The organism is Streptomyces uncialis, from assembly GCF_036250755.1.
GTDB lineage: Bacteria > Actinomycetota > Actinomycetes > Streptomycetales > Streptomycetaceae > Streptomyces > Streptomyces uncialis.
The window spans coordinates 1281922-1308049 of sequence record NZ_CP109583.1; the positions used below are offsets into that span (position 1 = coordinate 1281922).

Sequence of the window (26128 nt, forward strand, 5' to 3'; positions counted from 1 at the left end):
CCGCAAGATGGAGAGCATGCGAATCGACGTACTCGGTGCCGTGCGTGCCCTCCACGACGACGGCACCCCGGTCGACCTGGGCGGACCCCGCCACCGCGAGGTACTCGCCCGGCTTGTCGCCGCCGGGGGACGGATGGTCGCCACCGACACCCTCGTGAACGACCTGTGGACCGAGCCCCCGGTGCGGGCCGTGGGTGCGCTGCGTACGTTCGTCGCCGCGCTGCGCCGTGCCATCGAACCCGGCCGGCCGCCCCGCACCCCGCCGCGCGTGCTCGTCACGGAAGGCTCCGGCTACGCGCTGCGCCTGCCGCGCGACAGCGTGGACGTCCACCGGTTCGAGGACGCCCTGGTCCGCGCCCGGCGTACCCCCGCCGGGCTGACCGGCCTGGACGCGGCCCTCGCGGCCTGGCGCGGCCTTGCCTACGCCGACGTGACCGGTTCCGTGTGGGCTCAGCGCGAGCGAACCCGGCTGGAGGAGCTGAGGCTGGAGGGGGTGGAACTGCGGGCCCGCCTCCTCCTCGACTCCGGTTCAGGAGCCGAATTGGTCGCCGAACTGGGGGCCCACGTCACCGAGCACCCCTGGCGTGAGCCGGCCTGGGGGCTGCTGGCCCGCGCACTGCACCGGGCAGGCCGTCAGGCAGACGCACTGGCCACCCTGCGCCGCGCCCGCGAAATGCTCGCGGACCAACTCGGGCTCGATCCCGGTGCCGACCTCCAGCGTTTGGAGACCGACATTCTCCGCGGAGCTGCGACCCTCCAGCCTTCACACACTGTGTGGACCGCAGGCGTACGACTCGGCCCGCGTACCACCGTCGAACTGGCCCGGACCCTGGCCCTGGCGGGTGGTGACGCCCTCGTCCACTCGCGGCGCGACCGCCTGGCCGCCGTCCAGGCGGCGGAGCGCACCGGAGACACCGCTCTGACCGCCCGCGTCATCGGCGCCTACGACGTGCCCGCCCTCTGGAGCCGGGCCGACGACCCCGAGCAGTCCCGCGCCGTCGTCACGGCGGCCGAGCGTACGCTCACCGCGCTCGGCACCGACGGCCCCGCCGGACTCCGCGCCCGCCTGCTGGCCACCGTCGCGGTCGAGAGCCGCAGCGCCGATCTGCCCGCCACCGAACGCGGACGTGCCGGGCAGGCGGCGCGCGAGGCCGAGGCGCTGGCCCGGGAACTGGGCGATCCCGCCCTGCTGGTGTTCGCCCTCAACGGCGTGTTCCTCCAGTCCTTCACCCGGCCCGGCCTCGCGACGGCACGGGACCTGATCGGCACCGAGATCCTCGACCTGGCCACCCGGCACGAGCTGCCGGCCTTCGTCGTGCTCGGCCGCCTCATCCGCATGCAGTCCGCCTCCGCTCTCGGCGACCTCGACACCGCTTCCGCACACGCCGAGGCCGCCGAGCACCTCGCCGTCAGCACCGAGGCCTCTCTCGTCCCCGTACTCACCAGCTGGTTCCGGGCCCGGGTCACGGCCGCCCGCAGCACCGAACCGGGCGGGCCGACCGCCGCCACAGCCGCGGCGCGGTACCGCGCCGCCGAACACGCCCTCGCCGAGACAGCGGGCATGCCGGGGCTGCACCGCGGCCTGTTCGCCCTCGCCCTCCTGGGCCTACGCCTCCTGCACGACCGTCCCGCGCCCACCGATCCCGCCCTCGACTGGGGCCCGTACCACCCCTGGACGCTCCCCTTGGTGCTGCTCGCCCGCAACCAGGACGAGGAGGCCCGTGCCGCCCTGGCCATGACGCCAGAGCCACCCCTTGATCACATGCAGGAGGCACTCTGGTGCCTGACCGCCCTCGCCGCGGCCCGCCTCGGCGAGCGGCCGGTCGCCGACCGCGCGGCAACAGCCCTGCGCGCCACCCGCACCGAAGACGCGGGCGGCGCGAGCGGCATGCTGACTCTGGGGCCGGTGGCACGGTACCTGGCAGAGGCGGAGGCTTGCACCGACAAGAAATGACCCACGCCGTCCGCGGAACCCGCCCCCAATGCCCGCCCCATGCGGACCGCGACGGTGATCGCTCGGGTGCTCGGCACTCACCGGGCAGCGATTCGGCGCGGCGCTCTACGCGCGGGCTCAACCGGGCACGGGAGCTGGGCGCCGAGATCATCGAGACCGTCGTCCTGTCCTCCCACGAGGACGGCCTGCGGTTCGCATGCGAGCACGGACTCCTCAAGACGGAGCGGTACCTCCTCCCCGGCGACACCGTCGCGTCCGTCATCCCGGCCGCCACCAGGAACACCGCGACCTCAGAAGCCAGGTACGCGGTGTCGAGGGCAGCTCACCGTGCAGGAATCCCGCCCCAAGCTCGCCCGCGACGTGTGCCACGGCAAACGCGGCACCATCCACCAGGCGTACCGCGACGGGATGGCGGACCAGCTCGGCGCGCTCGGCCTGGTCCTCAACGCCATCGTGCTCTGGACCACCCGCTACGTCGACGCCGCCGTCGTCCAGCTCCGCGCCGAGGGCCACGAGCTGCGGGACGAGGACATCGCCCCGGCTCTCCCCGCTCAAGCACCGCAACCTGAACCTGCTCGGCCGCTACAGCTTCACCGTCGGTGTCCCGGCCGTCGGTGTCCTCCGCCCGCTGCGCGACCCGGACGCGACCGAGCTGGATGAAGGACGAGACCGGCGCGAAATGAATCCGGCGCGCCGTTGCCTGTGGCGGGACAGGCTCGCCCGGTCGGTCAGAGGAGGGCGCCGCCGGAGACCTCGATGCGCTGGGCGGTCATCCAGCGCAGGCCCTCGGACGCCAGCATGGCGACGGCGTCGCCGATCTCCCCGGGTTCGCCGACGCGGCCGAGCGCGGTCTGCCCGGCCAGACCCTGGCGCACACCGGCGTCATCCCGCATGGCACCGCCGTTGAAGTCGGTGGCGGTCGGCCCCGGGGCAATGGAGTTGACCCGGATACCTCGGGGGCCGAGTTCTGCGGCCAGAGTGCGGCTCAGAGCCTCGACGGCGGCCTTCGAGGCGGAGTAGACCGAGGTCGCGGGACTGGTGTGGCGAGTCAATGACGAGGAAACGTTGATGACCCGGGCGCCCGGCGCCAGCATCGGCACAAGCGACTGGATGAGGAAGAACGTGCCCCGCACGTTCGTTCCGAACACCGTGTCGAAGTCGTCGGCCGTGACAGCTTCCAGCGGACCGAAGACACCAACCCCCGCGTTGTTGACCACGATATCGAGCCGCGAAGCCCCCCAGCGCCCCAGCAGTGCGCTCACCTCGGAAGTGAAGGCCTCGAAGGAGGAGATGTCGCTGATATCGAGACGCACGACAGCGGCCGTCCCACCCGCAGCGTGCACGTGCTGCGCCGTCTCCTCGGCCCCGGCCACATCACCGCGATGAGTGACCACGACCCGCACCCCGCGCGCCGCCAGCGCGATAGCCGTACTCCGGCCCAGACCACGGTTCGCACCGGTCACCAAAGCGATCCTGTCGGCTGTCATCAGCTGCTCCCTCATCACACGGCACCAGAGAGACATCGGGCACCGCCATCAGATGCGAGTCACTCGACTCGCCTTTTCATTGCAGCGTAGGCACGCCAAAAGAGGCGAGTCAAGTGACTCGCCTCGGATCTGGGGCATACTGCACGCATGGCAGCAGAGCTCTCCGCACATCACCGCCGTCTCGCCCAGCAGAAGCGTGAGGCGATCATCTCCGCGGCCACGGACCTCTTCCTGAACCACGGTTATGACGGCACGTCCCTCGCCCGCATCGCCGAAGGGGCGGCAGTCTCGAAGTCCACCCTGTTCAAGCAGTTCCCCACCAAGGCAGCCCTCTTCGAGGCCATCGTCACCGAGTCCTGGCAGCGTGATGCCACAGACACCGTCGCGCGACCTCAGGCCGGGGACCTGCGTTCCGGCCTGACCTCCATCGGTCACCGCTACGCCGACCTGATCGGCCGGCCCGGTATGACAGCCCTGTTCCGCATCGTCATCGCCGAACTGCCCCGCTTCCCCGAACTGGGGCGGATGCAGTTCCAGTTCGGCAAACTGCCCTACTTCACCTCGGTCCAGTACTACCTGGAGTCGGAGCACGAGGCCGGTAACGCCGACGTTCCCGACGCCGAGAGCGCTGCCAACCAGTTCCTCGGGATGATCGCCAACTACGTCCTGTGGCCCCGCATGCTACTGACCGACTGGAACCCCGCCGCCTCTGACATCCGCTACGCCGTCGAGCAGGCGGTCGAGACCACGCTCGCCCGCTACGCCTCCGGTCGATCAGCCTGATCCAAGGCCGGAATGCGTACGCCGCCGCCCCAGCACCGTCCGGGGCCCTTTTTGGCGGGCCCCGGCGGCATGCTGATGGGCACGGACGATGGTGGAGTCGACCGCGACGACCCAGTCAGGACCACCGTCGGTGTCGGCCTGGGCGAGCAGGGCGGTGAACACGCGCTCCCAAGTGCGTCGGCGGCCCGCTTCCGCAGCCGGATGTGGGCGCCCTTCCACGAGCCGAAGTGCTCGGGCAGGTCCATCCACGGGGTCCCGGTGCGGTACTTGAACGCGATCGCGTCGATCACCTGCCGGATCACGCCAACGGCCGCCCCGCTTCGGAGTCCGGTCCGGCAGCAGCGGCCCGATCCTCGCCCACTGGGCGTCGGCCAACGACACACATCAACCGACGATCAGATGACCTGAAGGCCGCTGCTCAACCGACTTGGCGCTGCCGACGCTCTCGAAGCCGTCGCACACGCCTGGCGTACTGCCCGGCCTGCGACCTCTCGTGGGCAGCGGGCTGGGCGGTGTCCCGGCGGACGCCCTCGGCGCTCACGACGCCCTGGGGAATCTACATCGAGGTTGCCGCCGGCCCCGATGAGGTGGGACGCCATGTCCTGCCGCAGGCCGCGGAGGCGTTGGTGCGTGGGGCCACCGCCTCGGTAACAGCGCCGCAGACGTGGATGAAGACGCCCGCGGGCCCCGAAGAGCTCGATTCCTGGCTTCCCCCGGGGTGGACGCGGGAGGAGGACGGGCATCTGATGGCCGTCGACCTGATGGCCACGCTTCCGGTCGTGCCCCAAGGCTGCACGGCGGCCGTGGAGACCATCGGAGCCGTTACCCATGTGCGGGTCCTGGACCCGGCGGGCGAGCGGATGGCGGCGGGGCAGATGGCGGCCCTCGGGGAAGCCGTGGTCATGGACCGCGTCGTGACGGCGGAGGCCTATCGGCGGCGCGGGCTGGGCGACTTCGTGATGCGCGAACTCGCCGACCGCGCCTTGAGGCAGGGCGCGGTACTCGGAGTGCTCGGCGCGACCGACAACGGGCGTGCGCTGTACGAGACTCTGGGCTGGAAGAAGCACGCGACGCTGGCGGAGTACGTCTACCGGCCTTGAGCTTGTCCTTCGCGGTCCGGGTCGGTTCCGTTCGGTCATGCTCCCGGGGCGCGAATTCATAGGGCGTCGCCGGTCGGGCACCGGTGGGGGCCGTCGACCACAACCCGACACGGAAAAGGGTCACTTGACTTCCAAAGGCGTCAGCGGGGAGCGCGGCGGCGGCCGTTCCCCAGGGGCCCGTTCCGAACATCGCGGCACGACTGCGTCGGGTGCCCCCTGTCGCGCCGTGCGCGTCCGCAGCCCACGCGACAGTTCTGCCACAGGCGGCCACGGTCACCTCACGACGAGTACCAGCTTTCCGGCTGTGCGGCCGGTTTCACCGAGCTCGTGCGCCTTGGCGGCCTCCGCGAGCGGGAACGTCTGAGCGATCGCCGCGCGTAGCCGGCCGGTGCGGACAAGGTCGGCGATCGCGTTCATCCCGGCGTGATCGGCCTCGACGATCATCACCTCCGCCCGCACCCCGAGCCGCCGTGCTTCCTCGGCGAGTTCCGTCTTGGCGTGGAGCTGGAGGGAGACAAGGACCCCGCCTCGTCGGAGGGTCCGCAGGGAGCGGGTGCGGTAGTCGCCGCCGATGGTGTCCAGCACGACATCGACGTCACTGACGGCTTCGGCGAAGTCGGACTCCTGGTAGTCGATCACCTCGTCGGCGCCCAGGTCGCGGAGGAAGTCGTGCTTGCCCGCGCTGGCCGTGCCGATCACAAAGGCTCCCCGCGCCTTGGCGATCTGCACCGCGAGATGGCCCACTCCGCCGGCCGCCGCGTGGATCAGGACACGCTGCCCCGCCCGTATACGGGCGGTGTCGACCAGGGCCTGCCAGGCGGTCAGCGAGGCGAGAGGGAGAGCCGCCGCCTGTACGTGGTCGATCGCGGGAGGCTTGTGGGCAAAGGCCCGCGCGGGCCCCGTCACATACTCGGCGTGGGCGCCCGCACCGTGCGGATGGGGAAGCATCCCGAAGACATCGTCACCGGCCCTGAACAGGGTGACCCCGGTGCCGACCGTCTCGACCACTCCCGAGACATCCCACCCGAGGACGAAGGGTGGGGTGCCGAGGAACGCCCCGCTTGCCCGGTGCTTCCAATCGGTCGGGTTGAGCCCCGCCGCGTGCACCCTGACAAGCAACTCGTTCGGCCCCGGCTCCGGGACGTCCAGCCGTACTTCCTTCAGCACTTCGGGACCGCCGAGGACATCCTGACTGATCGCACACATCGCGCCGCTGATGCCTGTGCCTGTGCCTGTGCCTGTGCCTGTGCCTGTGCCTGTGGTCATGGTCGTCCGGCCCTTCGCCGTGAGGGGGACGGGGCCGTTCCAGGCCGCCGTCGAACACACCGGCGATCCTCGGTCGGGTCCCGCGGGCCCGGGAGTGTCGGGCGAACCTGGGTCTGACACCACCTGTCTCAGTCGGCGGCCGACTGCGACCCGCTCAGCAGCGACGCCAGCCGGGACTCCGTTCCGGTGCCCGGTGCGGGGACGTACAGGAGCAGTCGGTGACCGGGGAGGTCCGGCAGTGGCAAGGTGGTGTACTCGAAGGCCAGTTGACCGGCTCCGGGGTGTTCGATGACCTTGACGCCCTGGGCGGCGCTGCCGATGTCGTGTCCGGCCCAGACGTCCGCGAACTCGGGGCTGACGGAACACAGTTCAGCCGCCATCCGCTCGAACTCCGCATCGTCGGGGTAGCGGGCGGCGTCCGCCCGGAACTGGCCGGCCATCGCCCGCGCCGCGTCCTCCCAACAGGCTTGCGTGGAACGGTGGCGGACGTTGACGAAGAAGCTGACCAGGCAATTGTGGTCGCCGTCGCCGTACCCGAAGACCAGACGGGCGGCACGGTTGACCGCGATCAGGTTCCAGTGCCGGTCGATGACATAGGCGGGGCGCGGCAGCCAGCTGTCGATCACCCGCCGCAGCGCGGGAGGCACCGGCCCGGCCCCCACGGGTGCCTGCGGCGGGTTCTGCCCGGCGAGCAGGTAGAGATGTTCCCGCTCGGCGGGAGTGAGCCGCAGCACGCGTGCGACAGCTCCAGGACCCCTGCCGACACATTGATGGCCCGTCCCTGCTCCAGCCAGGTGTACCAGGACACGCCCACCCCGGCGAGCACGGCGACTTCCTCGCGGCGCAAGCCGGGGCTGCGACGCCCGCCGCCCGAGGGCATGCCGACTTCCTCGGGAGTCAGCCGGGACCGCCGCGAGCGCAGGAACGCGCGAATCTCCGAACTGCGCCGCCGCCGAGCCTCTGCCGGGAGCCGGGAGATTTCCATCCGCACATGGTAGGTGCACCCACCGGGGCCGTTCCGTCGCCACCGCGCGCCTTACGGGCGAGCACGGTCCGGACACCGGCCTTCCCGCATCGAACGAGCTGTGCGTACGGCGAAGTCACGTGCGGCGGCGGACGCGCCGTAGTACTTCTGGGGGAAACAGAGCCGTGTTCGTTCTTGGTCTGGAGTCGTCGATGGCCGTTCGTCGTGTCGTGCCCAACATCCGGTCGGAGGCCGCGCGGGAGAGCAAGGAGTTCTACGGCCTGCTGGGCTTCGAGGAGGTCATGAACCACGGCTGGATCATGACGCTCGCGTCCCCGTCCGCCCCAGCGGCGCAGATCAGCGTCATGACGGACGACAAGACCGCGCCCGTCACGCCGGACATGAGCGTCGAGGTGGACGACGTCGACGCGGCGTACGCGGTCATGCGGGCGAGCGGCGCGGAGATCGTGCATCCCTTGCAGGACGAGGAGTGGGGAGTACGGCGGTTCTTCGTCCGCGACCCCAGCGGACGGGTGGTCAACGTACTGGGCCACCGATGACGGCCGACGCGGATAAATGCTTCGACAGCGCCACTCGGCACACGGCAAAGTAGCCGCCCGTGACCAGCAGCGAACTGTGGAACCGCGCGACCGCCGACCGCTACGACACGGACGAGGCCGAAACCTCCTCGCCTGCCGCTCTTCAACCCGCCCTCGCGTTCCTGGCGGAGCTCGCCGGGGACGGCCGAGCGCTGGAATTCGCGATCGGGACGGGACGCGTGGGCGTTCCCCTCCGGGAACGCGGCGTACCGGTGGTGGGCATCGAACTCTCCGAGCACATGACGGCGGTGCTACGGCGCAAGGTGGACGAGGACACCCTCCCCGTGTTCGTCGGGGACATGGCCACCACCGTCGTCCCGGGTGGGTTCACCCTGGTCTATCTCGTCTACAACACCATCACGAACCTGCTGACACAGGACGAGCAGGTCGAGTGCTTCCGCAACGCCGCGCGCCATCTGGAACCCGGCGGCCGGTTCGTCATCGAGCTGGGTGTACCGCCCCTACGGTCTCTGCCGCCCGGCCAGGTAGCGGTGCCGTTCGACGTGTCCGAGCGGCATCTCGGCTTCGACACCTTCGACCTCGTCGAGCAGATCCTGGTCTCGCACCACTTCACCCGTGAAGGCGAGGACGGCCACTACCGCCGCGACAACTCCCGCCACCGGTACGCCTGGCCGGCGGAGCTGGACCTGATGGCACGTATCGCCGGGCTCGAACCGGAACGCCGTGTCGCGGACTGGGACGGAGCGCCGTTCACCCAGGATTCGGCCAAGCACATCTCCGTATGGCGCAAGCCGGCCTGATCACGGGCCAAGCGCCGCCCGAATTGGTCCGGACCTATCCGGAACCGAACGCACCCGACCTGCCGTCATGACGGCTGTGATGACTAGGGCAAGGCCGGACACCCGAGAAGCACCCCACCCCTTCACCTCACACGCACATTATCGGCCGGATCATCCGCATATCAGCCAATCAAGCATGGAACATGCGCTTCCTGTTGATTCGTTCGGTGCACGGGGACAGTGTTCTTCTCGCCACCAGGGCAGGGACCCCGGCGGCGAGGACGACAACGGAGGGCTCAACCTCATGTCTGTTCGCAAGGTGTTCGCCAGTGTGGCCATCGTGGCGGCCGTGGCCGGTGCCGGACTCATGACCGCTTCGACGGCCCAGGCCGCCCCTCAAACCGCCGCGGCGCAGTCGGCGGTCGGCCCGACGAGCTGGGTGCCCCGAGGCGACTACGCCTCCCGGGGCGAGTGCAACATCGCGGGCGACTGGTTCGTCCGGTGGGGCGGCGCGTCCCACTACACCTGCTCCTTGAACGCGGCCACCCAGCGGTACGACCTGGCCATCTGGCGCCCCTGACATCCCGGAAGCACCGGTCGCGGCCCCTCCGGCACACAGCACCCACGGCCGGACGACGTCAGCCGCCGGGTCGTGCCGCTGCCCGGTGTGCCCTGCCGTGAGGATGGACTGCTGCCGCCATGACGAGGCGACAGCAGTCCGACCGGGTATGCCGTCTCTCGGACGAACTCCCCGCATCGCGCCCACTGTTACGGCGCGGACGCCTTCGGGGTCAGTTGTCGGCGATGATCAGGCGATAGCCGACATCGATGGTGTCGAGCGTGAGCAGCTCGCCGTGCTGTGTGTGCCAGGTGCCTGTCTCCAGGTCGTTCGCGAGGCGGGCCAGACCGGGTGCGACGGTGTCCTCGTCGGCTTGGGTGAGCAGCGAGATTCCCGCGCGTACCCCCGGGTCGAGGTAGGCGTGGGGGCGGCGCCAGTAGGCGGCGGCGAATCCGTCCACGCAGTCGTGCGGGATGAGGACGGGTTCCTGACGCGCTCCGCCGAGCAGGTCGGCCAGTCGGTCGGTCGGGGCGGCGCGGGTGTCCTCGAACGCGGCGGCCTCGGGCAGATAGTCGGAGAGCAGCCAGAACCGCTCCCGGAAGACGCGCTGGTCCCACGTCAGGATGACGACACGGCTACGGGCGACCCGGCGCAGTTCGCTGATCCCGGCGGCCAGGTCGCTCCAGTGGTGGACGGTGAGCAGGGCCATCACGGCGTCGGCGGCGTCGTCCCGCAGCGGCAGGCGTTCCGCTACGGCCTGGACGGCGGGCGCGAGTCCGGGCGGGCGTTGGGCGATCATCACCTGGCTCGGTTCGACCGCGAGCGTGGTGCGTGATGGTTCGTAGGACCCGGCGCCGGCGCCGACGTTGATCACGTCGGTGACGTCCCCGAGCGCGGCGTGGATCTGTGCGGCGATTCGTGGATCGGGCCGACGTGTATGGGCGTACGTCGCACCGAATGAGTCGTAGGTGGCCATGCTCTCAGTATGCGAACCGGACCAGGTCCCGGCACCGCCCGTAGGTGGGGTGACGGGGTTGCGCCAGCGTCCTCCGGGCGGCGAGCCTCACGTACGGAAGCCACCGCGGTGCCGGAGACAAGTGGCCGACGAGCAGGCCGACTTCGTGAGGGCGCGGCACACAGCACGTGCGTCCGCCGGTGGGCGGACGCACGTCCCGTGTCGGTGACCGGTCGGCGTACCCGTGGTGCGCCGCGGCCGGCTCAGTCGTACACGATGGTGTGGATACGACGGGCGGCGAACACCAGACACAGGCCGGTGGCGGCCACCAAGTAGCCCGCGTTCCAGAGCAACTGTGGTGCCAGGTCACCGATGCAGATACGGCGGATCAGTTCGACCGCGTGGTACAGCGGCGTGAGTTCCACCAGGATCTGCGCCGGGACCGGATAGTCCTCGGCGGGCGAGAAGGTGCCGGAGAACAGGAACAGCGCCATCTGGGCCGTGGTGAGGGCGTCGAAGTCGTGCCATCCGCGCATCAGCGTGCTGGCCGCCAGGCCGATCGCCGCGAACGCGACGACTGCCAGGACGGACGCGGGGAAGGCGAGCAGCGCCCAGCCGACCGAGACGGTGTCCAGCAGCACCATCGCGATCAGGAAGAGACCGCAGTACACCGTCCCGCGAATGGCGCTCCACACCACTTCGGCGACGGCGACCTCACGGGGGCGGACGGGCGTGACAAGGACCGCCTCGTAGACCTTGGACTGCCGCAGTTTGGCGAAGAAGGCGAAGGTCGTGGTCGAGAACGCCGCCGTCATCGCCGAGGTGGCGAGCATCGCGGGAGCGACGAAGTCGGGGTAGGAGACCTCGTGGCCCCGGTAGACGATGTCCTTCGAGATCAGACTGCCGACCCCCAGACCGATGGACAGCAGATAGAACAATGGCTCGACCAGGCCGGCCAGGACGAGAAGCCAGGCCGAGGGCCCGGTCTGCATGGCCCGCGCGTTGCGTTTCACCACCGCGGCGGACCGGGTTGCGGAGAAGCGACCGGCGATCGCGTTCGTGAGCATCGCGACTCCCTCAGCTTGCGAGCCGACGGCGGAATGCCACCTCGGCACAGATCCAGCCCGCCACAGCCCAGAGCAGCAGGTATCCGATGTGCCAGGCCACCGGCCAGGCGGGTGATGTCCCCAGCATGGCGCCGCGGGACAGCTCGACGCCGTGCCACAGCGGTGACGCGTAGGCGAGCTGACGGAAGCCCTCGGGGAGTTCACTGACGGGGAAGAAGACGCCGGCGAACAGTGTGGTGGGGATGACGACGAAGCGGGTCAGCAGTTCGAAGTATCCGTCGTTGCGGATGCACGCGGCGAACGCCATGGTCGGTCCCGCGGCGCCCAGCGCGAGCAAGGCGCAGATCAGGGGCACGGTCCACACCCATGGTGAATGCAGCGTGCCGAACATCCACGCGATGGCCAGGAAGGCGACGACGGCCATCGTCACCATGACCAGCACGTACATGAGCCAACCTGCGATCATGTCCCGGATCGACACCCGTGTGCCGCGCATGGTGTGGAAGCCGCCGACCCACTCGAAGTCGGTGTAGACACCGTACGTCGATTCGTTGGCCGCGATCTGGTAGACCGTCGCGGCCAGGATGCCCGGCGCGATCCAGTCCAGGTAGGCGAACCCGTCGACCTCGCCGACGTATCCGCCCACCCCCGCGCCGATGCTCACCAGGAACAGATAGGGCAGGGCGAAGAAGGAGAACACCGACGCTTTCCAGAGCCGGCGGTACAGAAGCATGTGCCGTTCGAGTACGGCGACCGAAGGCTGAACCATCACTACTCCACCAGAGCTCGGCCGGTGAGCCGGAGAAAGACGTCTTCGAGCGTGGACCGGCGCACGAGCACACTCGCCGGCTGGAGACCGCGGCGGTGGACCTCGTTGACCACCGCGTCGCCGTCACGCGCGTAGACCAGGACACGGTCCGCCAGCGGGTCGACGCGGTCGCCGATGCCGTCGAGCTTTCCCGCGTAGGTGTCGGCCGCGTCGTAGCCGAAGCGCAACTCGACCACCTCGGGGCTCGAATGGGTCTCGATCAACGCGCGCGGTGACCCTTCGGCGGCGATCCGGCCGCCGTCCATGATCACGAGGCGGTCGCACAGCTGCTCCGCCTCTTCCATGTAGTGCGTGCTGATCACCAGTGTCGTGCCGCGTTGCTTGAGCCGGAACAGCCGTTCCCACAGCAGGTGCCGGGCCTGGGGGTCCAGCCCGGTCGTGGGCTCGTCCAGCAGGACGATGTCGGGTTCGTTCGCCAGCGACCGTGCGATGGTGAGCCGCCGCTTCATCCCTCCGGAGAGGGACTGCACCCGGTCCCCGGCCCGGTCCTCCAGCCGAGCGAACTCCAGCAGCTCCGCCGCCCTGGCGCGGGCCCGTCCCCGGGACATGCCGAAATACCGCGCGTATGTCGTGATGTTCTCGACGACTGTCAGATCGAGATCGAGATTGTCCGCCTGGGGGCAGATTCCCAGCCGTTCGCGGATACGGGTCTGCTCCCGCGCCGGATCGCGGTCGAGGATTCGCAGTTCGCCGCCGGAGGGCGCGCTGACACAGCTCAGCATCCGCATGGTCGTGGTTTTCCCGGCACCGTTGGGCCCCAGCAGGCCAAAGGTCTCCCCTCCGTGTAAGTCGAATTCAATGCCGTCGACCGCGGTGAAATCGCCGAAGCGTTTCACCAGGTTCCGGGCCCGCACCAGGGTGCGACCAGCCCGGTCATCACCGCCCATGGGTCCGCTATTCATCACGCTGTCCTCCGAAAAATCCCGCACCTGTGCGGCGGGCCTCACCGGCAACCTACAGATTTCAGACCCGAAACAACAGTCCACACCGGCGCAGGGGTTCAGCGGCCCCGGAGCGGGCAGGCCGACAGGCGTTCACCCGGGATTTCAGCGCTGCGTCACGGCGGCGAATTCAACATCGTGACGGCCTACTTGTTCGGCCGGTGAACGGGGTCATACAGTGTGTCCATGCGAATTCCCACCATTGACCTCGAATTATGGGCCGACGGCGGTGCTGAATCCCGCCGCGCGATCGGCGAGACGGTTGACGAGGCCCTGCGTACAGCGGGATTCCTCCTGGTGACGGGCCACGGTATCGGAGCCGGGCCACGAGCGGAGATCCGCGCGGCGGCACGGAAGTTCTTCCACCTCCCGCGGGCGGCCAAGCAGGCGTACGCGGTGCAGGTGGGCGGACGCGGGTGGCTGGGGCCCGAGGCCGAGGCCAACGCGTACGCGGAGGGCGGGGACGGCCCGCCGGACCTCAAGGAGTCGTACTCGTTCGCCTCGAACGATCCGACAGGTGACCCCGCGATCGACGACGAGTGGTTCGGGCCGAACGTGTGGCCCGACGAGGCACCCGGGTTGCAGCCTCTGGTGGAGAAGTACCTCGACCAGATGCGCGAGGTGTCCAACAGGGTGCTGGAAGTGCTCGGGGTGGCGCTGGGCGAAGGGGTGGACCACTTCACGGCCCATACCCAGCGGGCGACCTGGGGCTTCAACATCAACTGGTACCCGGGCGTGGACCGGGTCGGACCCGCGGCGCCGGGGCAGTTCCGGATCGGCCCGCACACGGACTTCGGGACCGTGACCCTGCTGGACCGCCAGCTGGGAGTCGGCGGTCTACAGGTCCACACCGACGAGGGCGGCTGGGAGGACGCGCCCTACGACCCCGACGCGTTGACCATGAACATCGGGGATCTGATGGCCCGCTGGGTGGACAACCGCTGGCGGGCCGGCAGACACCGGGTGCTGCCGCCGCCGGTGGATCTGCCCAGCGAGGAGCTGATGTCGCTGGCCTACTTCTACGACTGCGACATGGGGACGGACGTGCGGGGTGTCGACGCGCACGAATTCCTGCGCGAGCGGCTGAACGCCATCACCGCCGACTAAGGGCTGTCCCCGTAATCCCCGGTGGATCAGCGTGCGGCGTCAGATGCGGTGCATCGCAAGGCGGAGGATCGTCCTCGTACTGGGTGTATTCGGGTGGTCCGACAACGCAGCGAGGTGCCGTAGCTGTCCTCGCGCGCCCGCCGGGGATTACGGGACAGCCCTAAGCGCCCCCGGCAGGCGGATGGAGGTCCGGCCGACCCGTCGGGTCGGCCGGACCTCCGTCCGGACCTGGGCCGGTCCGTACCGCCGGAATCACTTGGCGGCCTTCTCCAGCGGGTAGTAGAAGCTCGTCGCCCGGCCCTCGGTCAGCTCGGGGGCGTCCGCTTTCGCCCGGCCGCTGAGCACATCGGACAGCACGCGGATGTGGAAGCGGATGTAGGAGGTCTCGGTGCAGGCGAGGTGTTCACGCACCCGCTTCGAGATCTCGTGCAGATTCCAGGCGGGAATCCCGGGATAGAGGTGGTGCTCGGCGTGGTAGTTCGTGTTCCAGTTGAGGAAGCCGAACCACTTGCTCCGCGTGTAGACCGAATTGGTGTTGCGCCAGGGGTTGTCGGACCGCTCCGCGTAGTAGTGCTCGGGCATGATGGCGAAATTGTTCACGATCCAGGCGACGGCTGTCGGCATGATGTACAGGGTGAGCATCACCATGGGCCACAAGACCGTCAGGACGGTCATCGAGAGAATCCACACCAGGAGAATCCAGGTGTCACGCTGGATGGCGGAGCGGGCCCGGTCGCTGGTGACGAAGTAGGGATACCGGTGCCACAGCGAGGCCGCCGACATCCGGAGAAACCCCAGGAAGTACTCCAGGTTCAGCATGGCCATGACGTACTGGCCCAGAGTGGTGATGGTGCCGTCGGGTTCCGGGTCCTCGACGGTGTGGGTATTGCGGTGGTGATGCATATGGAACACCCGGTACAAGGCGCTGTTCATACCGAGGAACGTGCCGGCGACCCGTCCGGCGAGCTGATTCCCGCGGAATGTGTTCATGAACGTGCCGTGCGAGGCGCAGTGCAGCACATTGTGCAGCGACGCGACCACGAAGCCGGCCAGCACCCAGCTGAGCCCGGTGGCCCACCAGGTGTCGATGACGAAAGCACCTGTCACGGCGATCGCGTACAGCAGGACGTGCACCGACGCGCGGCGCAGGGCCAGCGCGCTGGAGCGGCGGGTCAGTTCGCGCAGTTCGGCGGAGGAGAAGACATCGTTCCGGTCGGGGTGGACGTTCTCCTGCGAGATCGTCATTCCTGAACCTCCAAGAGGGTCGAGGCAGCGCATGGCGGAGGCCATGGTTCAGGCCGTGTCCTCAGCCAGGAGGACACGAGCGTGGTGACCCGGACGGCGATACCGGCCGGGGCGGGCCCGGTGCGTCATCGGGGCGCCCGGGAGAGGGATCTGGCGCGACTGTCGTCCACGAAGCCCCTTGCCCGGCGGGAGATCGACGGCAAAGGCTTCGTCCATAACGGGTCACCCGTCACTCGTTCCAGTCACGACCAAAAGGGGCCTTGCGGCTGAGACGTCTCAGCATCCGCGTATGCGTCGCTTTCCCGTCCCGGGCCGACCGGACAGATCCGGTTCGCCCGCACTGGAATCGACGCCGCGTATCGCGACACGATCGCGGAATCCGCTCGACGGTCCGCGGGCCTCCCTCACGAAACGCCCATCGGCGCTCCGTTGCGCCGTACCCACCGTCAAATCGTCCTCCGAACACCGCGTCCGCGTTTCGGCCTCACTCGCAAACTACAGATTTCGAAACTGAAACAACACCCCCCATCCGCCTTCGGCCCGCCCGCCGGGCCCCCGGCGCTCGGACCAGCGCCTCTTCCCGGTGAATTCCTGGCGTCGCGCTCCACCAGGGTCCGCTTCCCGGGTCGCACGATCCGGGACGCACGGGCGGCGCGAAGACGGGGCGACCACCGGGCGGCTCGTGGTGAGGGCCGCCGGGCTGGACTGCCTTGGCAAGGCATCGACCAGCGGAAACAAGACAGCCCCCGCAAGGGGGCGACTCCTCCTGGGCCCGACGCCCGGCGCTTCGGTGGTCCTGAGGTCGCGGACTTCGCGCCCGGGGCACGCTCGCACGCGGCGTCGTCGGATGTCGCTCGCGGGCGTTGACACACCTCGCCGTCATGGCGCAGCGGATTCGGCACGCGGAAATTCGTCAACGAATCACTCTCGCGTCACCCGTGAAAAAGACGTCGGGTCGGTGCCGACGCCCAAGCGTGCTACACGAGCCCGGGATTGCGATTCCTCGGTGATCCATCGGGAACGCGTAGATCTCGCCCGAACTCTTTACGTGAGCTCCCGCGCACGCGGCAAGGGTATTGCCCATGGCAGAGATCGGCGACAGGCGGCCGGATGAATGCGGTTCCGCCGGTCATCCGCATGTGGGCGGCCACCGATGATTCCAGACGCTCGATATCCGCTCTCCCCGGCGCGCGCGGTTTCGTATATGGCCCGCGTCGTGAACAACGCCCGTGAGCAACGCCCGTGGGCGGGCGGCCCCGGCCGTTGTCCCGGGTGTCCTCCGGCGGGTCGTCGGCCGGAGGACTGCCGGCCGACGACCGTCGTGGTCAGCCGGTGGCCGTCCCCTTGCCGGCTGTCACGGTCTCCCGGAGCCGGTGCCGGTCGATCTTGCCCATGCCGGTGCGTGGCAGCGCGGTGAGGACGTGCACCCGGTGCGGCACCTCGTAGGGCATCAAGCGGGCCCGGCAGAAGGTGAGGACATCCGCGGCGTCGTTGTCCGGACGGAGCACCAGGGCCGCGTGGACCTCCTCCTCCCCGGTCCGGCTGGGTGCTCCGAACACCAGCACCTCGCTGACGCCGGGATGTTCGGCGACCACGTTCTCGACCCGCCGTGGGCTGACCTTGCGTCCGCCGACGTTCACGAACGCGTCCTTGCGTCCGACGACGAAGACATGACCGTCCTCGTCCACCTCGGTGAGGTCTCCGCAGGCCAGGTAGCCGTCCTCCATCGACGGTGGGCCGCCGCCGTCCTCGTAGCCCTCGAACATCGTCGAGGTGCGCACCAGCAGATGGCCGCGTCCGTGGGCGGCCGTGCGGGAGCAGCCGGTCCGCACCCGCCAGTCGACGCCCGGGGCCATGACCCCCGCGCTGTCCTCCGGCCACGGTTCGTCGCGGTCGTGCCGACAGGCGATCAGGCCGGTCTCCGTGCTGCCGTACACCTGGTGCACGGGGACTCCGAGCCGGGCGGCGGCGGCCTTCGCCGAGTCGCTCGTCAAGGGGCCGCCGGAGGACAGGGCGACCCGTACCTTCCCGCGCGGTCCGGTCCGTGGCAGCACGGGGGTCATCAGCTGATACACCAGCGGTGTGCCCAGGAGTACCGTGCTGCCCGCGTCGAGGGCCTCCAGCACCACACCGGGCCGGAACCGGGTCATGGTCCGCAGTCCGGCGCCGGAGACCAGCGCCGTCGCCAACGCGCCCACCAGGCCGAAGGAATGCGCCAGCGGCACCATGGCCAGCACCGTGTCGGCGGCGGTGATCCGGTGGATGTCCCGGTACAGGGCACCGCCGGTGAGCGTGTTGCCGAGTGTCTGCCGGGTGATGCGGGGTTCTCCCGTGCTGCCGGAGGTGAGCTGGAGAACCGCCGTCGCGGGGTCCTCCCGTCGCACCACGGTGCCCGACGGGGCGGGGACGCTCACCAGCTCGTCGAACGTGCGGTGCGCGATACCGGGAACGGGCGAGATGTCGGACGGGCCGACGAGACCCGCCGGCGGCAGCCGGTGGATGACCGAGCGGGCCTCCATCAGGTGCGAGTTCTCGCGTTCCACGAGCAGGGTGTCGGCCCCGGCGAGGAACAGCCCCAGCATGGTCGCGACGCAGGTCGGCGTGTTGTCCACCAGGACGACCACCGGTCCCGCCGGGCGTTCCCAGGCGGTCGCGTTCGTCGCCGCGGTCAGGGCGGCATCGTGGAGTTCCGCGAAGGTCATGTCCTGCCAGGCGGCGCTGCCCCGGGTGCTGATGGCCACCGCGTCCGGGGCGCGTTCGGCCCCGGCGCGCAGACAGCCGGTCAGGGTGGGGGCCGCGGAGGAACCCCCGGCCGGTCGGGGTGACTCGCCGTCGGTCATCGGCCCGACCGGCTTGCCGCGTGGTGCGACCGGACGACATCGGCCAGGGCGTCCGGGCTGGCGTCGTCGAAGACCGCGAGCAGCAGTTCGGCGTGGAGCCGGTCGGCCGCCACGGCGTCGTCGGGTTCGAAGCGCTCGGTGAGCCGCGCGATCAGCTCGACGGCACGCAGCGAGTCACCGCCGAGGAGGAAGAAGTCGTCCGCGGGGCCCAGGGGCCGGCACTCCAGGACCGTTCCCATGTCCTGGGCGATCTGCGAAGGCAGGTCGTTCGTCGCGGGATCGTCGTTCGTCACAGACCCGTTCGCCTCTCTCGATGTGTCGCTGGGGTACAGGCGGAGCTCCGGTGGCCTCGCCCCTTCGGGACGGTCCTCGGGTGTGCTCCGGTCCGGGGTCCTGGTGTTGCGCAGATACAGGTCCGGGTTCTCCGCGAAGCAGCGTTGCGCCTCTTCGTACCTTTCGGGCGTTCCGATGTCATGCCATCGGTCACTGAAGGAATAGGCGTGGACCCGGCGGCCGCTTTCCATCATCGATCCCACCAGGTCGGGCATGTCGACGACTTTCCCCGGGGTAATCGCTTCGAGTACGGCCGGATCCGCCACATAGATTCCCGCGGAGATATCGAGATGCAGCGTCGGCTTCTCCCATATCCCGGCCACCTGGTCGCCCCGGATGTCGAGAACGCCGAAACCTATCGGCATGGGGCGGCGGAACGACGCGACGGTCAGCACTCCCCCGCTGTCCTTGTGCACCCGGTAGAGCTCGGCGAAGTCGAGCGCGGTCAGGACGTCGCCGTTCATGACCAGCGCCGGCTCGTTGAAGTCCGCGACCTGGGCCAGTGGCGCCGCGGTCCCCAGGGGCCGCGGGTCGGTGCTGTAGTCGATGCGGACGCCGAGCGTCGCCCCGTCGCCGAACTCGGCCCTGATCTGGTCCGCCAAGTGGGAGACACACAAGGTGATATGGCTGAATCCGGCGCCTCGGAGCCTGCGGATGATGACTTCGAGGATGGAGTACCGACTCAGCTGGAGCAGACCTTTGGGCCGGTTTTCGGTGTATGGCCGGAGGCGTGTCCCCTTCCCTCCGGTCAGGATGATCGCTCGCACGAGAGCCTCCCTGTGCCGCCATCGGCATCGCGGCGGGATCAAGCCTCAGAGGCGGGACCCGGTTGGGGGAAGGCTCAAACGGCCGCCCCGGCAGGCCTAGCCAGGTGGCCATGCCCGTAGAGTCCGTGGATTTACTCGTACCGCATTCCATAGACTCGACGCCGACCCTCGCAGAAAATCCAAATCCTGGGCAGGTGAACCTTGCTGGTGCGCTCGGTTGAAGAAGTCGTGGGAAGCGAATGCGACGTGGACTGGGGTAACGGGACGAGCAGACGACTTCTCGTTCAGGCGGATAATTTGGGGTTCAGCCTGACCGAGACATATGTACAGCCCGGCAGCGAGTCGTATCTGCGGTACGACAACCACCAAGAGGTCTGCTATTGCGTGAGCGGCTCCGGTTCCGTGGAGACGGAGGACGGCGTTTTCGAGATAAAGCCCGGAACGCTGTACGCCCCCGGTGTCGGTGAACCGCATGTGCTGCGCTCGCAGCACGGTATGACGCTGATGTGCGTCTTCTCGCCGGCCTTGCACGGATCGGAGACACACCTGCTCACGCCCGGTGTGCATTCGAGTTACTAGGGGACGGCCGTGGCTGAAACGATCCAGTGTGAAGTGGCCTTCACCGGCGGGCGGTTCGCCGCCGGTCCGTCGACATGCGCGCAACGGCATATGTGGAATCTGATCCAGCAGCGGATGCCGGACTCCGCGTTCTACAACCAGATCCACTGGGCCGCTCTGCCGCCCGGCGGCACGCTGTCCGATGTGCGCGAGGTGCTGGGCGAACTGGTCGGCCGCCATGAGTCGTTGCGTACGGTCTACCAGGTCGGCGGGGACGGCGGGCTGCGCCAGCGGGTGATCCGGTCGGGGTCCTTCACGGTCGGGACCGTGAAGGCCGCCGACGAGGCGGATGTGTGGCGTGTCATCGACGCGTGGGGCGAGGACACCCGTCGCGTCGCGTTCGACCACGCCGTGGATCTGCCGTTCCGGGCCGCGATCGTGTGCCGGGACGGCGAACCGGTCCAGGTCGCCCTCTGTGTCTCCCATATGGCGGCGGACCTGATGGGGCTGCGGGTCCTCGAAGCGGAGATCGCACGGCTGTCGGCCGCCCGCGCGGAGGGCCGCGCCGCCGATCCGCCGCCCGAGTTCCGGCAGCCCCTGGAACAGGCGGCGTTCGAGGGCTCCGAGCGGGGCCTGCGTCTGCTGGCACGTGCCGGTCGCTACTGGGACGAACAGCTGGCGGGGATGCCCGCGACGATGTTCCCCGGTGCGGCCGCGGTGCCGGAATCCGCTCTGCCGCCCTTCCACAGCGCTGTCCTGGAGTCACGGGCGGTCGCGCTGGCGCTGCCGGTGCTCGCCGAGCGCTACCGGGCCGGCAGCTCGGCGGTGCTGCTCGCCGTGGTGTCGGTGCTCCTGGGGCGGCACGGCGGTCTTCGGCGGTGCGGGCTGCGGCTCCTCGCGGCCAACCGCACCGAGGGAGTACTGCGCGGCACGGTGGCCAATCTGCATCAGGAGGTGCCCGTGACCGTCGACCTGAGCGGGGAGACCGTCGCCGACGTGGTGCGCTCGGCGCGTGTCGCGGCGATGCGGGCGTACGCCAACGGTCTGTACGACCCCGACCAGGCCGAGCGTGTCGTCCAAGGGCACGAACGCGCACGCGGCGAGCACATCGATCTGTCGTGCTGCTTCAACGACGCACGGGCCGTCCGGGAGGACCGGCCGGGGGCGAGTCCCGCGACACCGGCGGAGATCCGTGCGGCCATGGCCTTGAGCACGATCGAGGACGACGACCTCCACGAGGCGGAGCGCTTCTTCCTGGTGGTCCACGACGACGTGCCCGACCGCGTCCGGCTCGTCCTCGGCGCGCAGCCCCAGGTGCTGTCCCCGGACGACGTACGGGCCTTCCTCCTGGCCGTCGAACGGCTGCTCGTGTCCCTCGTCGCGGACGAGATGTCGCTCGCGGACTGCGCCGCGGTCGCCGGGGCGGCCGTGGCGGACGACACCTGGCGCTCACCTCGTCTCCATGCGTAGCGGGAGCCGGCCGGCTCCCCCTCGGGAGCCGTCGGGGGCGGACCGGCCGGTCCCAGGGCCCGGGGGCGGGGCCCCGACGACAAGAGGTGGTGGCGCGTTGGGCGTGGACGAGGAGCTGTGCTGGTGGCCGGCGGTCAGAGCCGCCAAGGCGATCGCCGCGCGGGAGGTCTCGGCGCGGGAGTACCTTGCGGCGCTCCTCGCCGCGGTCGAACGGCACAACCCCGGGCTGGGGCTGGTCGTGACCCTGAGCGAGCAGGCGATGTCCGACGCGAAGGAGGCGGACGCGGCGACCGCGCGCGGTGATCTGCTGCCGCCCCTGCACGGTGTCCCCATGACGGTCAAGGACTGCTTCGCGACCGCCGGTCTGCGTACCACCGGCGGCGCCGCCGCGTTGTCCGGCCATGTGCCCGTCCGTGACGCCGACGCGGTGGCGGCGCTGCGCCGGGCGGGATGTGTCGTCTTCGGCAAGACGAATCTGCCAGAGTTCTCCGGCGATGTGCAGGCGTACAACGAGCTGTTCGGCACGGCGCGCAACCCATGGGGGACCGGCTTCTCCACGGGAGGTTCCTCAGGGGGGTCGGCGGGGGCGGTCGCCGCCGGGTTCACCCCGGTCGAGCTGGGCTCCGACGTCGCCGGTTCGATCCGTGTTCCCGCGTCGCACTGCGGTGTCTTCGGGCACAAACCGAGTTTCCGTACGGTGCCGACGTACGGGCATGTCCCGCCGCTGCCGTTCGCCCATACGGTCCCCGATCTGACCGTCGTGGGTCCGCTCGCCCGTACCGCGGACGATCTGAGCGCCGTGTTCGACGCCGTCGCGGGGCCCGACTCCCATGACGCGCCCGCCTGGCGGCTCGAACTGCCGCCGGCCCGCCCGGTCAGGAGGGTGGCGGTCTGGTTCGACGACCCGTACTGCCCGGTGGACGCGGAGGTCCGCCGGGTGCTCGAAGACGTGGCGGACCGGTTGGCCGACACGGGTGCCGTGGTGGAGCGGGCCACCCCGAAGGGCATCCGGCTGGACGCGAGCGACCGGGTCTTCCGCGCGCTGCTCGCGCCGGTCGCGTTCGGCCGTTACTCGGTGCGCGACGCCGAGGGGATCGTCCGCGGCGAAGGGGTCCCGGGCGCGGATCTCGGTGCCGAGCACGTCGGGCAGACCCATCGGGCCTGGGCGGACGCCGATGCCGCCCGGGCCAGGATGCAGCTCCGCTGGGGGCGGTTCTTCGAGGAGTACGACGCGATCCTGCTTCCGGTGGCCCCGACCGCGGCGCAGCCGCACGACCACCGTCCCTTCGCCGAACGGGACATCCTGGTGAACGGCGGTCGCCGTCCCTACTGGGACCAGATCGTCTGGGCCGGGCTGACCGGTGTGTGCCATCTGCCCTCGACGGTGGTCCCCGCCGGGCGGACCGGCCGCGGACTGCCGGTCGGTGTGGCGGTCGCCGGGCCGTATCTCGGTGACCGCACCACGCTCGCGCTCGCCAGGACCCTGGAACAGGCGCTGCCGCCCCTCGGCCGGCCCCCGGTCCTCGTACCCCTCTCGCGCAGTACGTCTGGGAAGGCGGAAGAGCATGCCCGAGACCATTGACCTGGTCATCCCGAACATCGTCGAGTTCAATCTGAAACGCCCGCTCCTGGATCTCGACCCGGGGGTGGAACGCGACCTCCTGGAGCACGGTACGAACCTCGCCGACCAGTGCGTCTTCTGGAGCGACGAGAACCGTGTGCTCGTGCTCCCGGCCGGCTACTCGCCGGAGTGGCTCGCCGATGTCCACGCCGGTCTCGGCGGCTCCGTTCCCCCGGTCGTCTCACCGGCGCCGACCACCGGACGGCTGGTCCACGACCTCCTGGAGGACGACCGGGCACTCGCCGCGCTGTACGAGGCGACCAGCGGAGCGCGCGTGGTGCGGTTCGTGTCGTGGGGGGCGGCACCCGAGCTGTACGCGCTGGCCTCGGTGCTCCGCAGCCAGGGGCGGGAAGTCCTGCTGGACATCGCAGAATCCCGGCACTACTGGTCGTGCGAGTACCTGGAATCCAAGCTGAGCTGCACCGATCTCGCCACGCACATCCCGGGGTTCCGGGTGCCGCGGGGTATCTCGGTCGCCAGTTGGGACCAGCTCAAGGGCGCGGTCACGGCGATCGCGGGCGGCGGCGGGCGGGCCGTGGTGAAGAGCATGTACGGCGTCGGCGGCTACGGTTCCGCCCTCGCGCGGAGCGAGGGCGACGGGATGGCCCGCTTCTGGGAGACGATGAGACGCGAACCCTTCTTCGGCACCTTCCCGCTGACCGTGCAGGACTACGTCGAGCACGCGGCCGACTGTCCGGCGGTGGACATCCTCGTCGATGACGACGAGGAGCCGCGGCTGGAGTACAGCATGCTCGGCGTCGACGGACTGCGGTACCGCAGTCTGACCCTCGGCCCCGGTGTCCTCGAACCCGCTCTGGAGAAACGGCTCGCCGAGCTGAGCACCACCGTCCACGCGTTCGTCCGGTCCCTCGGGTACCGGGGCTGGTTCTCGCTCGACTGCCTGCTCGGTGCCGACGGAGAGCTCTACGTCACCGAGATCAACGCCCGCCGTACGGGTGCCATGCACGGGATCGCGCTCGCGGAGCGCTGGGCCGACGACAGCCCGGCCGTCTACAGCCATGACGCCCTGCCCCTGCGGCTCACCGGTATCGCCTCGTACACGGAACACATCCGCCCGGTGTTCGAGGAACTGTGGGCGAAGGGCGTCCGCGCCTATCCGACGACCGTCCGCGCGCTGGCCCGGCACCGGCCTTCGCTGGGCATCATCGTGTGCGCCGAGAGCGCGGCGGAGGCGGAGCGCGTCGGCAGCGAGGCGCACCGGGCCGTCAACGCCGCCATGGCCGAGGCCGGAGCCCCCTTCAGCAGGCCGACCGCGGGCAGCCGCTCGTAGCGGCGGCGACCGGGGCGGCGCGGCTCGTGGTCGTCGCGGCTCGTGGGCTACGGGTCTCGTGGGCTACGGGTCTCGCGTGGTCGAGGGGTCCCGGCCTGACGGCGGTGCCCCAGATCGTCGCGGGACGGGTTCCCTGACCCGGCGGCGTCGGCCGGGGTGTGGGAGGCGATCGGCCGGGTACCCGATCGTCTGTCACACGTTCGGAACGACGACGCAAAGGGAGCGATGATGTCGAAGATCGAGGAATCCGTCGAGGTCGCCGTCCCGGTGAGCACGGCCTACAACCAGTGGACGCAGTTCGAGGAGTTCCCGCGATTCATGGACGCGGTGGAACGGATCGAGCAGCTCACGTCCACGCTGACGCACTGGGTCACCAAGGTGGACGGGGTGAGCCGGGAGTTCGACGCGGAGATCACCGAGCAGCGGCCCGACGAGCGGGTCGCCTGGACCACGGTGGCGGGTGAGATCCGTCAGGCCGGGGTGGTCACCTTCCACCGGCTCGACGACACCCGGACCAAGGTCATGCTCCAGCTCGACCACGATCCGCAGGGCATCACCGACACCGTCGGCGACAAGCTCGGCTTCGTCCGCCGCCAGGCCAAGGGCGATCTGAAGAACTTCAAGGAGTTCATCGAGGCGCGCGGCACCGAGACCGGCGCCTGGCGCGGCACCGCCTGACCGCCTGACCCCGGCGGGGACACCGGTGAACGCCGCGTCCCCGCCCGGTCCTGAGGGCTCGGCCCGCCCCTTCCCCCGGGGGCGCGGCCGGGCCCTCAGGTGTGTGCCGTACGGGCGCGCGCCTCCCGGGGGCCGCCGTCCTGCGCCGTCCTCCGGTCGGCCTGCTCCGGCGGCCGTCCTTCAGTCGGCCTGGACCAGGGCGGCCACGAGGAGCGAACTGAGGATGGTGCCACCGGCGACCGTGAGCATGGACATCCTCAGGACGCGTTCCCAGTAGCCGTGCAGCACCTCGCTCAGCCGGGCCCCGGCCGGGGCCGGGCCCCCGCGGATGCCGCAGTCGCCTCCTCCGGTGGCGGACAGCAGAGGGGAGCCCGTCAGCCGCATGAGCCGGTCGATGAGGGGCTGTCGGGTACCGCAGAGGGAGAAGGGCACGCCGGCCCGGGCCGCCGCTTCGGCCGCGCTCTCCAGGTGCCGCAGCCCGGCGCAGTCCATGAACCGCAGGGCGGTCAGGTCGACCCGGATACCCGCCGGACGGCAGGCCAGGTTGAGCTCGACCACGGTGTCGAACTCCGCACCCGATTCGAGGTCCAGTTCTCCCGACAGACGGATGGTGGCCCATTGCGCGTCCGCCGTCCGCCCCGGGGCGAATGTCGTCCGGTGCGCGAAGACCGGGCGCCGGATCACGCGTCCGCCCGGGTGCGGCGGGGACGGGTGCACAGCGCGGCGCGGGGAGTTCTCATGGGGCCGGCTCCAGGCAGAACAGGGTCACGTTACGGGGGCAGGGTGAAGGGGAGCGCCTGTCGCGGTACGAGGGCTCGTCCGTTCACCGGGCGGACCGTCCGGTCCGGCCCCGCAGGTGTGCCTGCTTTCCGAAGCACGTGTTCCGAATCTGCCCGGGTCCCACCCCGGCAAACCCATCCTCCCGTGGGTGCCCGGCGACCCCGCGGACGCCCTCGCACGCATCTCGGCCCGCT

The 26128-nt window shown here is 70.0% G+C and carries 25 protein-coding genes and 3 pseudogenes; 14 read left to right on the plus strand and 14 right to left on the minus strand.

Translation table 11 applies throughout. The features are described 5' to 3' along the window. Positions 1–16: 16 nt before the first annotated feature. The 3 genes and pseudogenes from OG711_RS04980 to OG711_RS39025 form a co-directional block, all read left to right on the plus strand. Positions 17–1954: a BTAD domain-containing putative transcriptional regulator gene (locus tag OG711_RS04980; protein WP_329558514.1), complete on the plus strand. Its 1938-nt coding sequence runs from the start codon at positions 17–19 to the stop codon at positions 1952–1954. A gap of 42 nt (positions 1955–1996) precedes the next feature. Next, a pseudogene (locus OG711_RS39020) lies at positions 1997–2205 on the plus strand (GNAT family N-acetyltransferase); the annotation flags it as partial. A 67-nt stretch (positions 2206–2272) separates the two neighbouring features. After that, positions 2273–2615: pseudogene (locus OG711_RS39025) on the plus strand (Tn3 family transposase); the annotation flags it as partial. A gap of 67 nt (positions 2616–2682) precedes the next feature. Here OG711_RS39025 and OG711_RS04990 read toward each other — a convergent pair. Next, positions 2683–3441 (minus strand): SDR family NAD(P)-dependent oxidoreductase, encoded by a 759-nt coding sequence (locus tag OG711_RS04990; RefSeq protein ID WP_329558516.1) that lies wholly within the window; start codon positions 3439–3441, stop codon positions 2683–2685. Between the two features lie 147 nt (positions 3442–3588). Here OG711_RS04990 and OG711_RS04995 point away from each other — a divergent pair, with 147 nt between their 5' ends. Further along, on the plus strand, positions 3589–4224 hold the full coding sequence (locus OG711_RS04995; RefSeq protein WP_329558517.1) for a TetR/AcrR family transcriptional regulator: 636 nt from the start codon (positions 3589–3591) through the stop codon (positions 4222–4224). Here the strand turns inward: OG711_RS04995 and OG711_RS05000 are convergent. Then, positions 4216–4386, minus strand: coding sequence for a hypothetical protein (locus OG711_RS05000; RefSeq protein ID WP_329558518.1), 171 nt, complete (start codon positions 4384–4386; stop codon positions 4216–4218). The two genes, OG711_RS04995 and OG711_RS05000, sit on opposite strands and share 9 nt — an antisense overlap. Before the next feature lie 29 nt (positions 4387–4415). Further along, positions 4416–4607, minus strand: a pseudogene (locus OG711_RS39030) (transposase); the annotation flags it as partial. Between the two features lie 285 nt (positions 4608–4892). Between OG711_RS39030 and OG711_RS05005 the strand changes: the two are divergent. After that, complete coding sequence (locus OG711_RS05005; protein ID WP_329558519.1) at positions 4893–5324, plus strand: GNAT family N-acetyltransferase; 432 nt, start codon at positions 4893–4895, stop codon at positions 5322–5324. Between the two features lie 273 nt (positions 5325–5597). Here OG711_RS05005 and OG711_RS05010 read toward each other — a convergent pair whose 3' ends face one another. The 3 genes from OG711_RS05010 to OG711_RS05020 all read right to left on the minus strand — a co-directional run bounded on the left by OG711_RS05010 (position 5598) and on the right by OG711_RS05020 (position 7575). Next, entirely contained in the window at positions 5598–6590 is a 993-nt protein-coding gene (locus OG711_RS05010) for an NADP-dependent oxidoreductase (protein ID WP_329558520.1), read from the minus strand. 128 nt (positions 6591–6718) lie between these two features. Further along, entirely contained in the window at positions 6719–7324 is a 606-nt protein-coding gene (locus tag OG711_RS05015) for an MmyB family transcriptional regulator (RefSeq protein WP_329558521.1), read from the minus strand. Then, the gene (locus OG711_RS05020; protein ID WP_329558522.1) at positions 7213–7575 is read right to left on the minus strand and encodes a helix-turn-helix domain-containing protein; all 363 of its coding nucleotides are present in this window, start codon (positions 7573–7575) and stop codon (positions 7213–7215) included. The genes OG711_RS05015 and OG711_RS05020 overlap by 112 nt, the downstream gene beginning before the upstream one ends. Positions 7576–7766: 191 nt before the next feature. Here OG711_RS05020 and OG711_RS05025 point away from each other — a divergent pair, with 191 nt between their 5' ends. The 3 genes from OG711_RS05025 (at position 7767) to OG711_RS05035 (ending at position 9473) form a co-directional block, all read left to right on the plus strand. Next, positions 7767–8114, plus strand: a complete 348-nt coding sequence (locus tag OG711_RS05025) for a VOC family protein (RefSeq protein ID WP_266510160.1) — start codon at positions 7767–7769, stop codon at positions 8112–8114. 59 nt (positions 8115–8173) lie between these two features. Then, positions 8174–8914 carry a class I SAM-dependent DNA methyltransferase gene (locus tag OG711_RS05030; RefSeq protein WP_329558523.1) on the plus strand — a complete coding sequence of 247 codons (741 nt, stop codon included), beginning with the start codon at positions 8174–8176 and terminating at the stop codon, positions 8912–8914. A 283-nt stretch (positions 8915–9197) separates the two neighbouring features. Continuing rightward, positions 9198–9473: a hypothetical protein gene (locus OG711_RS05035; RefSeq protein WP_073786801.1), complete on the plus strand. Its 276-nt coding sequence runs from the start codon at positions 9198–9200 to the stop codon at positions 9471–9473. Between the two features lie 211 nt (positions 9474–9684). Here the strand turns inward: OG711_RS05035 and OG711_RS05040 are convergent, their stop codons facing one another. The 4 genes from OG711_RS05040 to OG711_RS05055 all read right to left on the minus strand — a co-directional run bounded on the left by OG711_RS05040 (position 9685) and on the right by OG711_RS05055 (position 13205). After that, entirely contained in the window at positions 9685–10428 is a 744-nt protein-coding gene (locus tag OG711_RS05040; protein WP_329558524.1) for a class I SAM-dependent methyltransferase, read from the minus strand. Positions 10429–10670: 242 nt separating this feature from the next. After that, the gene (locus OG711_RS05045; RefSeq protein WP_073786805.1) at positions 10671–11474 is read right to left on the minus strand and encodes an ABC transporter permease; all 804 of its coding nucleotides are present in this window, start codon (positions 11472–11474) and stop codon (positions 10671–10673) included. A 10-nt stretch (positions 11475–11484) separates the two neighbouring features. Then, positions 11485–12243 carry an ABC transporter permease gene (locus tag OG711_RS05050; RefSeq protein ID WP_266505735.1) on the minus strand — a complete coding sequence of 253 codons (759 nt, stop codon included), beginning with the start codon at positions 12241–12243 and terminating at the stop codon, positions 11485–11487. Between the two features lie 2 nt (positions 12244–12245). Beyond that, the gene (locus tag OG711_RS05055; protein WP_237543311.1) at positions 12246–13205 is read right to left on the minus strand and encodes an ABC transporter ATP-binding protein; all 960 of its coding nucleotides are present in this window, start codon (positions 13203–13205) and stop codon (positions 12246–12248) included. Positions 13206–13430: 225 nt separating this feature from the next. Here OG711_RS05055 and OG711_RS05060 point away from each other — a divergent pair, with 225 nt between their 5' ends. Next, positions 13431–14351 carry an isopenicillin N synthase family dioxygenase gene (locus OG711_RS05060; protein WP_073786811.1) on the plus strand — a complete coding sequence of 307 codons (921 nt, stop codon included), beginning with the start codon at positions 13431–13433 and terminating at the stop codon, positions 14349–14351. A 252-nt stretch (positions 14352–14603) separates the two neighbouring features. Here the strand turns inward: OG711_RS05060 and OG711_RS05065 are convergent, their stop codons facing one another. From OG711_RS05065 to OG711_RS05075, 3 genes are all read right to left on the minus strand, one after another. Continuing rightward, on the minus strand, positions 14604–15596 hold the full coding sequence (locus tag OG711_RS05065) for a fatty acid desaturase family protein (RefSeq protein WP_329558525.1): 993 nt from the start codon (positions 15594–15596) through the stop codon (positions 14604–14606). Between the two features lie 1325 nt (positions 15597–16921). Next, on the minus strand, positions 16922–18436 hold the full coding sequence (locus OG711_RS05070) for a class I adenylate-forming enzyme family protein (protein WP_329558526.1): 1515 nt from the start codon (positions 18434–18436) through the stop codon (positions 16922–16924). Continuing rightward, positions 18433–19536: a sugar phosphate nucleotidyltransferase gene (locus OG711_RS05075; RefSeq protein ID WP_329558527.1), complete on the minus strand. Its 1104-nt coding sequence runs from the start codon at positions 19534–19536 to the stop codon at positions 18433–18435. Before OG711_RS05075 ends, OG711_RS05070 begins: the two co-directional genes overlap by 4 nt. A 207-nt stretch (positions 19537–19743) precedes the next feature. Between OG711_RS05075 and OG711_RS05080 the strand changes: the two genes are divergently transcribed. From OG711_RS05080 to OG711_RS05100, 5 genes are all read left to right on the plus strand, one after another. Further along, positions 19744–20115: an ectoine synthase gene (locus tag OG711_RS05080; protein WP_245876756.1), complete on the plus strand. Its 372-nt coding sequence runs from the start codon at positions 19744–19746 to the stop codon at positions 20113–20115. A 9-nt stretch (positions 20116–20124) separates the two neighbouring features. After that, complete coding sequence (locus OG711_RS05085) at positions 20125–21564, plus strand: condensation domain-containing protein (RefSeq protein WP_329558528.1); 1440 nt, start codon at positions 20125–20127, stop codon at positions 21562–21564. 103 nt (positions 21565–21667) lie between these two features. Then, positions 21668–23146 carry an amidase family protein gene (locus OG711_RS05090; protein WP_245876757.1) on the plus strand — a complete coding sequence of 493 codons (1479 nt, stop codon included), beginning with the start codon at positions 21668–21670 and terminating at the stop codon, positions 23144–23146. Next, positions 23130–24476 (plus strand): hypothetical protein, encoded by a 1347-nt coding sequence (locus OG711_RS05095; protein ID WP_329558529.1) that lies wholly within the window; start codon positions 23130–23132, stop codon positions 24474–24476. Before OG711_RS05090 ends, OG711_RS05095 begins: the two co-directional genes overlap by 17 nt. A 228-nt stretch (positions 24477–24704) precedes the next feature. Further along, positions 24705–25154 carry an SRPBCC family protein gene (locus OG711_RS05100; RefSeq protein ID WP_073787753.1) on the plus strand — a complete coding sequence of 150 codons (450 nt, stop codon included), beginning with the start codon at positions 24705–24707 and terminating at the stop codon, positions 25152–25154. 180 nt (positions 25155–25334) lie between these two features. On the opposite strand, the gene OG711_RS05105 is transcribed toward OG711_RS05100, so the two are convergent. After that, a complete protein-coding gene (locus OG711_RS05105) occupies positions 25335–25838 on the minus strand; it encodes an STAS domain-containing protein (RefSeq protein WP_266505755.1) in 504 nt (167 codons plus the stop codon). Positions 25839–26128: the final 290 nt, after the last annotated feature.